This window comes from Bordetella genomosp. 8 (assembly GCF_002119685.1).
In the GTDB taxonomy this organism is placed as follows: Bacteria; Pseudomonadota; Gammaproteobacteria; order Burkholderiales; family Burkholderiaceae_B; genus Bordetella_C.
On the sequence record NZ_CP021108.1, the window covers coordinates 2,750,807 to 2,764,917 of the forward strand.

Sequence of the window (14,111 nt, forward strand, 5' to 3'; positions counted from 1 at the left end):
GCCGAAACGCCCCTGCGGTAGCACGCCGTACCCCCAGGATTTCCGCAGGGGGGCGTCAGGCGGTCCATCAGCTCGTATACCGAAAAAGGCGCCGTTCCCATGGATGGACGGCGCCTTTTTTTGTTGCCTTTCGCGACGCCCGGCCGGGATACTAGGCCGTACCGCGCGGCGTGGCGGGTGCTCCCGGGAAGAGGCTATGACGATGACGGCGGCGGTCCTGATGGTTGGCGCGGGTCCCACCGGCCTGCTTATGACGGCCGAATTGCAGCGCCGCGGCGTGCAATGCCTGCTGATCGACGCGCATGACCGCCCGATGGAGTGGGATCGCGCGACGGTCGTCCATCCCCGTTCACTCGAAATATTCGAATCCCTGGGCATACTCGAGCCGCTGCTGACGGCCGGGGTCAAGCAGCGGCGCGCGCGCCTGCACGCCAACGGCGCGGTGCTGGGCGTCATCGACCTGCACCTGTGCGGCTCCCGCTATCCCTTCAACATCGGCGTTTCCGAGGAAGTTACCGAGGCCCTGCTGGCCGGCTATCTCGCTCGGCAGGGAGGTGGCGTCCAGCGTGGTACCCGGCTGGTTGCCCTGCGCCAGGAGGCCGGCGGCTTGCGCGCTACCATCGAACACGCGGGCGCGGCGAGCGAGGTGTTGGCGCAATGGGTGGTGGGATGCGATGGCCACCACAGCGCCGTGCGCACCCTGGCGGGCATCGAACAGGAGGGCCACGATATCGCCGAGCCATGGGCGGTTTTCGATGCCGGCATCAGCGACTGGCCGGACGCCTTCGAGAGCAACTACGCTTACCTGGACGACATTCCGGTCATCCTGACCGCGCTGCCGGACCGGCGCTGGCGCGTCTATCTGCGGCCCCGGACGGCCGATTCCGACCTGGTGGCCGATGCGCTGGCCACCTTGCGCGGCTATCTGCCGGACGCTCGTTTCCACGACGTATCGCACCCGACACGCTTCAACTGCCACGCCAAGGTGGCGAAACAGTTCCGCGCGGGCAGGATATTGCTGGCCGGCGATGCCGCGCACACCTGCAGTCCGGCACAGGGCCATGGCATGAATACAGGCTTGCAGGACGCCTATAACCTGGCCTGGAAGCTTGCCCTGGTGGCGCATGGCCATTGCGGCGAGGCCTTGCTGGACAGTTATCACGCCGAACGGCGTCCCGTCGCGGATATGGTGCTGGCGTCCGGCGACGCGGCCGAAAATGCGCAGATGGTCGCCCTCGGGGAGCGCGCCGCGCGCGATGCCGCCATCCGCCGCGCGTTCGAGGATGCCGAAACAAGGCACCACGAGGCCGTGGCCGAGGCGGAATTGAACATCGACTATGCGGGTTCTCCCATCGTGATGGGTGAGCCCGCGGACACGTTGGGCCCCGGACAGCGCCTCTCGGACCGGATAGAGATCCTGTTGCCGGAAGGCGGCACCGGCCTGTTGCATCGCTACGTCACCGGCCAGGGCCACACGGTATTCCTGATCGGCGGCCTGGAGACCGGCCCGCAGTCGCTGACGCGCATGCGACGCCAGTTACGGCCGCTGTTTGACGGCTTCGTCATCGAAAACATGGTGGTGCTGGCGGCCAATTCGGGGGTGTCCGACGTGGACGCCTATCTGGAGCCCGATGCGGCACGGCAAGTGGGCGTCGCCGACATGATGCTGCTGGCGGTGCGCGCGGACGGGCATATCGGCCTGCGCGCGACGAGCCGGCACGCCGAATCGTTGGCCGCCTATGTCGCGTTATTGAGCGGAAGTGCCTGAATCGCGCCGTGCGATGGTGCCAGGGTCGAGCGCACCGGCATCCGAGTCCTGGGCCGGGGCCTTGCTGGACGCCGCCGCCGCGGCTGGCTGCTGCCCCTTGTTCCAGTCGCCGCCCAGCGCCTTCACCAGGAAGACCGACACCAGCAGATGCTGGCCCTTCAGTTGCGCGGCCTGCCGCTCGGTATTCAGCACCGCCTGCTGGGCGGTGATGACATCCAGATAGGTCGTGGCGCCGCCGCTGTAGCGGTCGGCGGCCATGTCCAGCACCTTGCGTGCATCGGCCACGGCCCTTTGCGACTGCGCGGTCGCGCGATCCAGGGCGGCGAGCCCGGTGATGCCGTCTTCCACTTCCTGCATGGCGCCCAGCACCACGCGGCGGTAGTTCGCCACGGTGGCGTCGTACCCGGCACGGGCGAAGTTGACGTTGGCGCGGGTGCGTCCGGCGTCGAACAGGGTCTGCACGGCGGACACGCCCACGGACCACAACAGGCTGGGCGCATCCAGCAGCGCGCCGATCTCGCGGCTGTCCGCGCCTATGCTGGGGTTGAGCATGATGCTGGGATAGAAGGCCGCGGTCGCGACGCCGATCTGTGCATTGGACGCGGCCATGGCGCGCTCGGCGGCGGCGATGTCGGGCCGGCGCTCCAGCAGGTCGGAAGGCAGGCCCAGCGGAATGGCCGGCGGCATCATGGCCGCCGTCAGCGGCTGGGGCGGCAACTCGAAATTGGGCGCCGGCGTGCCGGTCAGCGATGCGATCGCATGTTCGAACTGCGCGCGCTGCCGCGCCAGGACTTCCACCTGGGTCAAGGTGTTGTCCAGCAGGGCCTGCTGCTGCGCGACTTCCAGTCCGGACGCGGCGCCGCCGTCGTAGCGCGCGGTGATCAGTTCCAGCGCCCGGCGCTGCAAGGCGACGGATCGGTTGACCACGTCGATTTCAGTATCGAGCGCCCGCAGGTTGACGTAGTTGGCGGCCAGCTCGGCGGTCAGCACCAGGCGCGCGTTCGCCAGGTCGGCTTCGGCCTGCTGCGCAGTGGCGGAGGTCGCTTCGACCGAGCGTGACACGCGGCCGAACAGATCCACTTCGTAGCTGGCGTTGAACGAGAAGTTGTAGTCGTTCTGCACCGTGGAGTACTGCGGCGACGCGTAGTTCGTCAGCGGACGATTGCCCGATATCTTGAAGCGCGACACGCGCGTGCCGGCGCTCAGCGCGGGAAACAGTCCGGAGCGGCTGACGTCGGCGTTGGCGCGGGCCTGGGCCAGGCGCGCCGCGGAAATCGCCAGCGTGGGATTGGCGTCCAGGGCCTGCGCCTGCAGGCGGTTCAGCGTGGGGTCGTTGTAGCGCAGCCACCATTCGCCCTTGTCCAGCGCATCGGCCGGCGTCGCCTGGCGCCAGGGCGATTCCAGCTTCCAGGTCACGGGAACATCGACCTTGGGCGTGGCGTAGTCCGGCCCGACGGCGCAGGCCGACAGCAGCAGCGGCGCCGCCAGCGTACCGATCCAGGCTCTCATTGCTCGCTTCCCGGAGCGCGGCCGCTGGTGTTGATGGCGGGCGTGGGGACCGGCGTGGGCGCCTTGGTCTGGGTCTGCGCCACCTGCACGATATCGCCCGTCGCCAGGGAATCGGCCGGGTTGAGCACGATGCGGTCGGTGGCCTGCAGGCCATCGGCCACCTCGATGGCCTGGCCGAAGTTGCGGCCCAGCGTGATGCGGCGCAGCTCGATGCGGCCATCGGCGCCGACCACGGCCACCATGGTGCCGTCGCGGCGGAACAGCAGCGTATTGGTCGGCACGGCGAGCGTATCGCCGGCGGGCAGGTCCAGCGCCACCGACACGTAGGCGCCCGGCAGCAGCTTGCTTTCCGGATTGCGCAGGCTGATTTCCACCTGCATGGTGCGCGTGGCCAGGTCGATGGACGCCGCGGTGCGCGCGATGGTGCCGGTGAATTTCTGGCCGCCCAGCTCCGCCTGGGTGACGGTCACGTGTTCGCCCGGCTTGACCAGCTGCGCGTAGCGCTGCGGCACGTTGATGTACACGCGCAGGGGATCCGTCTGCGACATCAGGAACAAGGGGCGGCCGCTGCCGGCGTCGATCAGGTCGCCGACGTCGACATTGCGGCGCGTGATGATGCCGGAGAAGGGCGCGACGATGCGCTTGAATCCTTCCAGTTGGCGCAGCCGCTGTTCGTTGGCCTGCGCCGCCGCCAGGTTGGCGGCCGCCTGCGCCGCGCTGCCGCGCTTTTCTTCCAGGTCCTGCTGCGAGACCACGTCCTTGCGGCGCAGGGCTTCCCACCGCGCCAGCGTGCTGTTGGCCAACGCCTGGGCGGCCTTGGCCTGTTCGCGCGCGGCGATGGCCTGCGACAGCTGCTGGTCGATTTCGGGCGTTTCGATCTCGGCCAGCAATTCGCCTTTTTCCACGCGGCTGCCGATGTCCTTGGTCCAGCGTTTCAGGTAGCCGCTGGCACGGGCCGACAGGGGCGCCTGCACGTAGCCCTGTAGGGTGCCGGGCAGGGCCAGCGACTGGCCGCTTTCCGGCGTGGTGGCCTGCGTGGTCTGCACATACTGTTTCGCGCGTTCCTGCGTGCCGCTTGCCAGTTCGTTGGAACTCTGGATGCGGCTGACCACCGTGCGCGCCGCGCCCAGGGCAAGCAGCAGCAGGACAATCAGCACCAGTAGCCGGGTGCGCCGCACGACCTGGTCGCGCTTGAGCAATTCCCCTGCGCCGGCCGCGCCCGGATCCAGGGGATGTATGCCCAATTCGTTGTGTCGTTGCTCCGACATGCTCAGATCTCCCGCCGCGCGGTATCGGGCGCCAGCGGCGGGATGTTGCCCGCGTCGGCGGCGCCGGCTTTGCGGCGTCCCAGTCGATGATGTACGCCGGCATAGACCACCGGCACGAAGAAAAGCGTGGATACCGTGGCGAACAGGAGTCCGCCGATCACGGCGCGGCCCAGCGGCGCATTCTGTTCGGCGCCTTCGCCCAGGCCCAGCGCCATGGGGATCATGCCGATGATCATGGCCAGCGCCGTCATCAGCACGGGGCGCAGGCGCGTCGCCCCCGCTTCCAGCGCGGCCGACAGCACGGGTGCGCCTTCCTCGCGCCGCTGGCGGGCGAAGGACACCAGCAGGATGCTGTTGGCGGTGGCCACGCCCATGGTCATGATGGCGCCGGTCAGCGCGGGCACGCTCAGCGTCGTGCCGGTGATGAACAGCATCCATGCGATGCCGGCCAGGGCCGCGGGCAGGGCGGTGATGATGATGAACGCATCGATCCACGACTGGAAGTTCACCACGATCAGCAGGTAGACCAGCACGATGGCCATCAGCAGGCCGACCCCCAGGCCCAGGAACGAGCTCTGCATGGTTTCCACCTGGCCCAGGATCTGCACCTGGCTGCCGCGCGGCAGCTTGTGGCGGATCTCATCGACCTGCCGCGACACCTGCGACGCGACGCTGGCCAGGTCCTTGCCCTGCACGCCGACGTAGACGTCGATGGCGTTCTGGATGTTGTAGCGCGACACCACCGCCGGCTGGCGCGACGGGCGGATGTCCACCAGGTTGCCCAGCAATTGCGTATTGCTGCCGCCGACGGCCCCGGGCGCGCCGACCGGCAGCGCCAGCAACTGGTCCATGCCGTCGATCTGGTACTGCGGCGCCTGCACCGCCACGTTGTAGACGATGCCGTTGCGCGGATTCAGCCAGAATGCCGGCGAGGTCTGGGTGCTGCCCGACAATGCGATCAGTACGCTCTGGCCGACGTTGGCCGCGCTCAGGCCGACCTGCTGCAGGCGGGTCCGGTCCATCACCATGTCCAGCGTGGGCAGGTCCAGGCGCTGGTGGATATGGGCATCGACCGCGCCCGGTATCTGCCGGATCCCGTTGACCAGTTCGCTCGCCAGGCGGGCATTGGCCTGCATGTCGGCGCCGGTGAACTTGACGTTGATGGCGGCCGGCAGGCCGAAGTTCAGGATCTGCGTGACGATATCGGCCGGCTGGAAGAAGAACTCCAGGCCGGGGAAGCGCTTGGGCAGTTCGGCGCGCAGCAGGGCGATGTAGTCGTCGGTCGGCGCATGGCCGTCGCGCAGCGACATCAGGATCTCGCCGTCCAGCGAGCCGAAGGTGCCGGCGTTGCTGTACGACAGGTTGATGCCGCTGTTGGGCACACCCAGGTTGTCCAGGATGGTCTCCAGGTCCTTGGGCGGTATCAGCTCGCGGATGTGGTTTTCGACCTCGTCGGCCAGGCGCGCGGTTTCCTCGATGCGCGTGCCGGTAGGCATGCGCACGTGCAGGCGGATCTGGCCGGCGTCGACGGTCGGAAAGAAATCGCGGCCCAGGAAGGGGTAGAGCAGGCAGGACAGCAGGCAGAAGCCCAGGAATACCGAGGCAAAGACCTTGCGCCGCGCCAATTGCGACGACAGCACCAGGGTATAGGCGCGACGCATGCGTTCGAAGCGCTGGTCGAAGGCGCGGTAGACGCGCTGCAGCGGGCTGGGCCGGGCGTCGGGATCTTCCTTGCCGTGGTTGCGCATCAGCAGCATCACCAGCGTGGGCACCAGCGTTCGCGACAGGATATAGGACGCCAGCATGGCGAACACGACCGCCTCGGCCAGGGGCACGAACAGGAAGCGCGCCACGCCGGACAGGAAGAACATCGGCACGAACACGATGCAGATGCACAGGGTCGAGACGAAGGCCGCGACGCCGATTTCGTTGGCCCCATCCAGGATCGCGGAATTCAGAGGTTTGCCGAGATGCATGTGGCGCTCGATGTTCTCGATCGTCACGATGGCCTGGTCCACCAGGATACCGACCGACAGGGCCAGTCCACCCAGCGTCATCAGGTTCAGGGTCTCGCCCAGCGCCTTGAGCACCAGGATCGAAGCCAGGATGGACAGCGGGATGGTCAGGGCGATGATTAGCGTGCTGCGCCAGTTACCCAGGAACAGCAGCACCATGGTGGCCGTCAGCAAGGCCGCGATCAGGGCTTCGATGACGACGCCCTTGACGGCGGCCTTCACGAACACCGACTGGTCGAACAGCGGCGTCAGCTTGATCTCCGGCGGCAGGGTCGCCACCACGCTGGGCAGCAGGTCGTACAGGTTGGACACGATGTCCAGCGTGGACGCGCCGCCGTTCTTCAGCACCGACAGCAGCACGCCCCGCACGCCGTCCTGGCGGACGATATTGGTCTGCGGGTTGTAGCCGTCGCGCACGTAGGCCACGTCGCGGACATAGGTCGTGGCGCCGCCGGGCACCGCGCGCACCGGCAGGTTGTTCAGCCCGGCGATGGTGTCCGGCGAGCTGTTCATCTTCACGTTGTATTCGGTTTCGCCGAACTTGGCGGTGCCCGACGGCAGGATCAGGTTCTGCGCGTTGATCGCGTTGACGACGTCGGACGGCGACAGCCCGCGAGCCTGCAAGGCTTGCAGGTCCAGGTCGACCGACACCACGCGGTTTTTGCCGCCATAGGGGAAGGGCACGGCCACGCCGGGGATGGTGATCAGGCGCGGCCGCAGGGTGTTGAGCGCCGCGTCGAACAGCGCCTGCTCCGGCATCGTCGGACTGGACAGCCCCAGCTGGATCACCGGGATGCTCGACGCCGAATACTTGATCACCAGCGGCGGCGTAATGCCGGGCGGGAGCTGCCGCACCTGGGTCTGCTCGGCCGCCACGACCTGCGCGATGGCGGTCTGGATATTGGCCGTGGGCTGAAAGAAGATCTTGATGACGCTGATGCCGGCCAGCGACGTGGATTCGATATGCTCGATGTCGCTGACGGTGGTCGTCAGGCTGCGTTCGTTCTGGGCGGCGATGCGCTGGCCCATTTCCTGGGCGGACAGGCCGTTGTAGTTCCAGATGATGCTGATGACCGGAATATTGATTTCCGGAAAGATATCCGTCGCCATACGCATGAGCGTGAATGGCGTGGCGAGCAGGATGAGCAGCGCCATCACGATGAACGTATAGGGGCGCCGCAAGGCCAATTGCACTACCGACACTGCGGGCCCCCAACGGATCGGACGATATGACTACGAAAAGTAACAGGTATTCTTAGGCATACCGGACCAAAGCGCAAGGCGGATAAACGCGGGGTTTGCCCTGATATCCGTCTTTTGAAGTAGCCGCGATGCCGGCCCGGCCTCGGCCGCGGCCAGTGGCCGAGGCGGCGGTGGGTTAAGCTCTCGCCTCGCTGGATACCCTGAACCGCTGCTTACCGCACCGCCCGACCCGACCATGCCCCTGCCGCCTCGATCCTTTATCGCCACAATTGAAGACCTGCGCAAGATCGCCGAAAGGCGCGTGCCGCGCATGTTCTACGACTACGCGGATTCCGGCTCCTGGACTGAATCGACCTATCGCGCCAACGAGGCCGATCTGCAGAAAATCCGCTTCCGCCAGCGCGTCGCGCGCAATATGGAAAACCGCAACATCGCCACGACGATGGCCGGCATCCCGGTCGCGATGCCGGTGGCCCTGGCGCCGACCGGGTTGACCGGCATGCAGCACGCGGACGGCGAGATCCTGGCCGCGCAGGCGGCGGAGGCCTTCGGCGTGCCGTTCACCCTGTCGACGATGAGCATCTGCTCCATCGAAGACGTGGCCGAGAACACCACCAAGCCGTTCTGGTTCCAGGTCTACATGTTGCGCGATCGCGACTTCATCGAACGCCTGATCGACCGCGCCAAGGCCGCCAACTGCTCGGCGCTCATGCTGACGCTGGACCTGCAGATCATGGGGCAGCGGCACAAGGACCTGCGCAACGGCCTCACCGCGCCGCCGCGCCTGACGCTGCGCAATATCCTGAACATGGCGGGCAAGCCAGCCTGGTGCTATCACATGCTGGGCACCAAGCGCCGCGCCTTCCGCAATATCGTCGGCCATGCCAAGGGCGTGGCCGATATGGCATCCCTGGCGTCATGGACTGCCGAACAGTTCGATCCGACCCTGAACTGGGACGACGTGGCCTGGATCAAGCGGCGCTGGGGCGGCAAGCTGATCCTGAAAGGCATCCTGGATGCCGAAGACGCGCGCCTGGCCATGGACAGCGGCGCCGATGCGCTGATCGTCAGCAACCACGGTGGCCGGCAGCTGGACGGCGCGATGTCGTCGATCAGCATGTTGCCGTCCATCGTCGATGCCGTGGGCGGCGCGATGGAAGTGTGGATGGACGGCGGCATACGTTCGGGCCAGGACATCCTGCGTGCCGTGGCGCTGGGCGCGCGCGGCACGCTGATCGGCCGCTCCTTCCTGTACGGCCTGGGCGCCGGCGGACGCGAAGGCGTGGCCAAGGCGCTGCAGATCCTGGCCAACGAACTGGATGTCACCATGGCCTTGTGCGGGCACCGCAACATCCACGACATCGATCGCGGGATCCTGATGCCCGGGACCTACCCGGGCAGCCAGTCTAGAGATGAGACTGCACGATAAAGTCGTACAGCCGCTGGGCGGCCGCCGAAAGCGCGCGCCCACGGCGCCGGATCAGGCCCAGCGTACGTGATATCGAAGGCTCAACCAGCGGCACGCTGACCAGCGTGGCGTGCCCCAGCTGCGGCATGCCCAGCTTGGGCACCACGCCCACGCCGACTCCGGCTTCCACCAGGCTGACCAGCGCGGGCACGTGCTGCACTTCGCAGAACCAGCGCGGCAGCGCCGCGGTATTGGCCAGCGCCTGATCGATCAGCATGCGGTTGCCGCTGCCCTGGGCGACGGTGACATAGTCGTGCGCGGCCAGCTCGGCCCAGCGTACCCTGCGCTTGCGCGCCAGCGGATGTTCGCGTGAACACGCCAGCACAAAGGGATCTTCGATCAGCGGTTCGAATTCGACGTCCGGCTCCTGCGTTCCGATATAGGTCAGGCCGAAGTCGGCTTCGCTGCGCGCCACCGTGGTCAGGATTTCGGCCGAGGTTTCGTCGCGTACGCGCAGGCGGATACGCGGGTACTCGTCGTGGTAGGCCTTGATGACGCGCGGCAGGAAGAACGCCACGGCGGACGGCACGCAGGCGATGGTGACTTCGCCCGACATGCGGTCGGCCAGGTCGCGCGTGCCCAGCAGCGCGCTTTCCAGTTCGTTCAGGACGTGGCGGGCCTTGTGGACGAAGCCGCGGCCGGCGGTGGTCAGCTCCAGCCGGCGCGTGGTGCGTTCGAACAGCCTGAGGCCCAGCGCGGTTTCCAGCTTTTCGATGCGCCGGCTCAGCGCGGATTGGGAAATGCACAGGACTTCCGCTGCGGCGCGGAAACTGCCGTGGTCGCTGGCGGCGACGAAGGCGCGCAGATCTGCCAGGTCGAAGTTCATAAATGCGTCAATCGCAATAATCCTAACAATCTTTGCACTTTACACGATTGTCCGGCTTCTTCATTCTTCGCGCATATTCAAAAATGCGCCGCCGCGCGATCCCGCGCGGACGGCCGGATAAGGAAGGAGCAGAGCATGACGACGACCGGCGCCGCCGGCGTGCCGCCATTGACCCGCCATGTGGCGGAATTCGTGGTCGGCACGCGCGAACAGGACATCCCCGACGAAGTCCGGCAACTGGGCAAGAAAGCCATCCTCGACGCCCTGGGCGTGGCGCTGCCGGGCGCGATATCGCAGCCCGGGCGAGTGCTGGCCGGGTATCTGCAGGATCTGGGATGCACGGGCCCGGCCACCATGCTGGGCACCGGCCTGAAGCTGTCGCCGCGCTTCGCGGCGCTGGCCAACGGCACCGCCATGCATGCCGACGACTACGACGACACCCTGCAGGCCGAAACCGGCCGCTTCCAGGGCGTGCACCCGACCGCGCCCGTGCTGTCCGCCGTGTTGGCCGCCGGCGAAGCGCGCGGCGCGACGGGCCGTGAGCTGTTGCTGGCCTACCAGATCGGCGTGGAGGTGGCCTGCCGCCTGTTCGACGCCACGCATGTCAACCACATCCTGCACGGCTTTCATGCCACCGCCACCTGCGGGATGCTGGGCGCGGCGGCGGCGGTCGGGCGTCTGTACGGCATGGACGCCGACGGCATCGCCACGACGCTGGGCATCGCGGCCAGCCAGGCGGGCGGCCTGCAGGAAAACTTCGGCCAGTCGGTCAAGCCCTTCCACGCGGGCCGCTCGGCGGAAGTCGGCATCTTCGCCGCCGATCTCCAGCAGCGCGGCTTTACGGCCTCGCCCATCATCCTGGAGGCCAAGCGCGGCTTTTTCCAGGCGCTGGGCGGCGGTTATGAGGCGCCTCGGCTGATGAACAAGCTGGGGCAGCCCTGGTCTTTCGTCGATCGCGGCATCTGGCTCAAGGCGTTTCCCACGGGCAGCCTGGGGCATCCGGCCATGACCAAGATGCTGGAGCTGGTCAAGCGCCATGACGTGCGCCCGGCGGATGTAAAGCGCGTCCGTGTCAAGACCAGCCAGAACATCCACCACACCTTGCTGCACCATCGTCCCACCACCGAACTGCAGGCCAAGTTCAGCCTGGAGTTCTGCCTGGCGGCGCTGTTGCTGGAGCGCAAGTGCGGCCTGAACCAGTTCCACGACGAATACGTCATGCGGCCGGATGTCCAGGCCGCCATCGCCAAGGTCGAATACACCACGTTCACGCCGGAGGAAGCCGCCCGCGAACATCACAACATCGTGACCTCGTATGTGGAGATCGAGCTGAACGACGGCACGCGCCACGGCGAACGCGTCGATGCGGGCAAGGGCAACAAGGCCAATCCCATGTCGGAGGACGAAGTGGCCGACAAATTCCGCGAATGCGCGGAATTCAGCCACTGGTCCGCGGCCCGGGCCGAACGGGCGATCGCGCTGGTGCGCGGCCTGGAAAACGTCAAGGACGTGCGGGAGATCACGCGCGAGCTGGCGGCGGGACCGAATTCATAACAACCCAACGGGTGCAAGGAGACAACCATGAATTTCGCAATTCGGGCGAAAGGCGCCCCTGTACGCGTCGTGCGGGTGCTGGCGTCCGCCATGGCCGCCATGGCCTTCGTCGGCGGCCTGGCCCATGCCGCGCCGGCCCATGCCGCGGATGAAGCCAAATGGCCCGCGCGGCCCATCCGCCTGGTGCTGCCATTCCCGCCGGGCGGCGGTACCGACACCCTGGCGCGCATCATGGCCCCCAAATTGAGCGACATCCTGGGCCAGCCCATCGTGGTCGACAACCGAGCCGGCGCATCGGGCAACATCGCCACCGACATCGTCGCCAAGGCCGATCCCGACGGCTATACGGTGTTGATGGGATTCAACACCGCGCTGACCATGAACCCGTCGCTGTACAAGAACCTGCCGTTCGACGTGCAGCGGGACTTCAAGCCGGTCACCATGCTGGCGGCCGCGCAATACGTGCTGGTGGTCAACCCGGCGCTGCCCGTGCATACGGTGCAGGAGCTGATCGCGCTGGCCAAGTCCAGGCCCGGGCAGCTGAATTATTCGTCCAGCGGCCCGGGCAGCCCCCTGCATCTGGCGGGGGAGCTGTTCAAGGCGCGCACGGGCACGGACATCGCCCACATCCCTTACAAGGGCGGCGGCCCGGCTACCATCGGCCTGCTGGGCGGCCAGGCCCAGCTGATGTTCGGCAGCGTTTCCGCCGTCATGCCGCACGTCAAGGAAGGCAAGCTGCGCGCGCTCGCGGTAACGGGCATGAAGCGTTCCGACGTCGCGCCGGACCTGCCGACCATGGACCAATCCGGATTGCCCGGCTTCAACGTGACGTCGTGGTACGGGCTGCTGGTGCCGGCGAAGACGCCGGATGCCATCGTGGCGAAGCTGGCCTCGGCGGCGCAGAAGGTCATCCAGCAACCCGACGTGCGCGACGCGATGGCCAAGCAGGGCCTGGAACTCAGCATCGATACGCCGCAGGAATTCGCGCAGACCATCAAGACCGAAACCGCGACCTGGGCGGACCTGATCCACAAGATGAATATCAAGGCGGAGTAGGGCGTGTGCCCGGCCTTCCATGCAATCCCACATAGGATAGTTCGATGAAGAACAACGAAGTCTCCGCTGTCATGCAGAAGCTCAGCCGGTACATCTCGGGCGCGGCATCGCGCAAGGTGCCGGCCAAGGTGGCGGACCGTGCCAAGCTGCACCTGGTCGACACCTTTGCCGCGATGATCTCCGGATCGCGGCTCCTGCCCGGCAAGAAGGCCATCGAGTACGTCAAGCCGCTGGGCGGTCGCGAAGAGGCCGGCGTGATTGGCACGCGCATCGTCACCACCGTGCAGAACGCCGCGCTGGCCAATGGCATGTTCGGCCACGCGGACGAAACCGACGACACGCATCCGCCATCGCTGACGCATCCCGGCACCAGCGTGGTTCCCGCCGCGCTTGCGGTCGCGGAGCGCGGCCGGCTGAGCGGCGAACAACTGCTGCGCGCCGTCGTGCTGGGTTACGACGTCTGCGCGCGCATGCTGCTGACCTTGAAGCCGATGCCCTACCTGCGTTCGGGCCACCACGCCGGCGCGACCGGGCAGCTTTTCGGCGCGGCCGCCGCGGCCGGCACGCTGCTGGCGCTGTCGCCGTTGCAGGCGCGGTACATGCTGTCGTACACGGGGCAGCAGACCGCGGGCCTGTACACCATGTTCCGCGATCCCGAACATATCGAAAAAGCCTATGCCATGGGCGGCATGCCGGCCCACAACGGCTTGCAGGCGGCGATGATGGCGGCGGCCGGGTGGACCGGGGTGGAGGACATCTTCTCCGGCGAACGGGATTTCTTCCACACGTTCGCGCCCGAGGCCTACGATCGCGAGGACCTGTCGCGCGACCTGGGCAAGAACTACGAGATGCTGCGCGCGTCGATCAAGCGCTGGCCGATCGGCGGGCCCATCCAGGGCCCCATGCACGTGCTGAACGATCTGATGGCGGAGCACGGCTTCGGCGCCGCCGACGTCGAGAAAGTGGTGGCCAACATGCCGGACAAGGAGCTGGAGATCGTCAACAACCGGCCCATGCCGGATATCTCGGTGCAGCATCTGCTGGCCGTCATGCTGCTGGATCGCAAGCTGACCTTCAAGTCGGCGCACGACTTCGACCGGATGAAGGATCCGCGGGTGCTGAAGATGCGTGACCGCGTGCACGCCGTCGGCGATCCGTCGCTGACCGACGTCCAACGCCGCTGGCGCTGCGTGATGGAGGTGCACCTGAAGGACGGCCGCGTGCTGCACGGCCAGACGATGGCGGCCAAGGGCAGTTTCGAGAATCCGCTGACCCCGGCGGAGGAAAACGAAAAAGCCATGGACCTGCTGGCGCCGGTGCTGGGCAAGGGCAGGGCGGTGGCGCTGCTGGACGCCTTGTGGAACATCGACAAGGTGAAGGACGCGCGGCAACTGCGCAAGCTGTACATGAAGTAGGCCTGGCCCAGGCCGGAAGCGGATTCCGG

9 protein-coding genes are annotated in these 14,111 nt (G+C 67.0%); 5 read left to right on the forward strand and 4 right to left on the reverse strand.

Features of this window, described 5'->3' with window-relative positions:
• The first annotated feature begins 196 nt into the window (after window positions 1-196).
• Entirely contained in the window at window positions 197-1,768 is a 1,572-nt protein-coding gene (locus CAL12_RS12560; protein WP_086064744.1) for an FAD-dependent monooxygenase, read from the forward strand.
• Here the strand turns inward: CAL12_RS12560 and CAL12_RS12565 are convergent.
• The 3 genes from CAL12_RS12565 to CAL12_RS12575 are packed head-to-tail and all read right to left on the reverse strand — an operon-like array spanning window position 1,748 to window position 7,763.
• Complete coding sequence (locus tag CAL12_RS12565; RefSeq protein WP_086064745.1) at window positions 1,748-3,277, reverse strand: efflux transporter outer membrane subunit; 1,530 nt, start codon at window positions 3,275-3,277, stop codon at window positions 1,748-1,750. The two genes, CAL12_RS12560 and CAL12_RS12565, sit on opposite strands and share 21 nt — an antisense overlap.
• Window positions 3,274-4,545, reverse strand: a complete 1,272-nt coding sequence (locus CAL12_RS12570; RefSeq protein WP_086064746.1) for an efflux RND transporter periplasmic adaptor subunit — start codon at window positions 4,543-4,545, stop codon at window positions 3,274-3,276. The genes CAL12_RS12565 and CAL12_RS12570 overlap by 4 nt, the downstream gene beginning before the upstream one ends.
• A gap of 2 nt (window positions 4,546-4,547) precedes the next feature.
• Window positions 4,548-7,763: an efflux RND transporter permease subunit gene (locus CAL12_RS12575; RefSeq protein ID WP_086064747.1), complete on the reverse strand. Its 3,216-nt coding sequence runs from the start codon at window positions 7,761-7,763 to the stop codon at window positions 4,548-4,550.
• Between the two features lie 235 nt (window positions 7,764-7,998).
• Here CAL12_RS12575 and CAL12_RS12580 point away from each other — a divergent pair, with 235 nt between their 5' ends.
• The gene (locus CAL12_RS12580) at window positions 7,999-9,192 is read left to right on the forward strand and encodes an alpha-hydroxy acid oxidase (protein ID WP_086064748.1); all 1,194 of its coding nucleotides are present in this window, start codon (window positions 7,999-8,001) and stop codon (window positions 9,190-9,192) included.
• Here the strand turns inward: CAL12_RS12580 and CAL12_RS12585 are convergent.
• Window positions 9,170-10,057, reverse strand: coding sequence for a LysR family transcriptional regulator (locus CAL12_RS12585; protein WP_086064749.1), 888 nt, complete (start codon window positions 10,055-10,057; stop codon window positions 9,170-9,172). The two genes, CAL12_RS12580 and CAL12_RS12585, sit on opposite strands and share 23 nt — an antisense overlap.
• A gap of 135 nt (window positions 10,058-10,192) precedes the next feature.
• Between CAL12_RS12585 and CAL12_RS12590 the strand changes: the two genes are divergently transcribed.
• The 3 genes from CAL12_RS12590 to CAL12_RS12600 are packed head-to-tail and all read left to right on the forward strand — an operon-like array spanning window position 10,193 to window position 14,082.
• Window positions 10,193-11,611, forward strand: coding sequence for an MmgE/PrpD family protein (locus CAL12_RS12590; RefSeq protein WP_086064750.1), 1,419 nt, complete (start codon window positions 10,193-10,195; stop codon window positions 11,609-11,611).
• A gap of 27 nt (window positions 11,612-11,638) precedes the next feature.
• The gene (locus CAL12_RS12595) at window positions 11,639-12,667 is read left to right on the forward strand and encodes a tripartite tricarboxylate transporter substrate binding protein (RefSeq protein ID WP_086064751.1); all 1,029 of its coding nucleotides are present in this window, start codon (window positions 11,639-11,641) and stop codon (window positions 12,665-12,667) included.
• Between the two features lie 44 nt (window positions 12,668-12,711).
• Window positions 12,712-14,082: an MmgE/PrpD family protein gene (locus CAL12_RS12600; RefSeq protein ID WP_086064752.1), complete on the forward strand. Its 1,371-nt coding sequence runs from the start codon at window positions 12,712-12,714 to the stop codon at window positions 14,080-14,082.
• Window positions 14,083-14,111 lie beyond the last annotated feature (29 nt).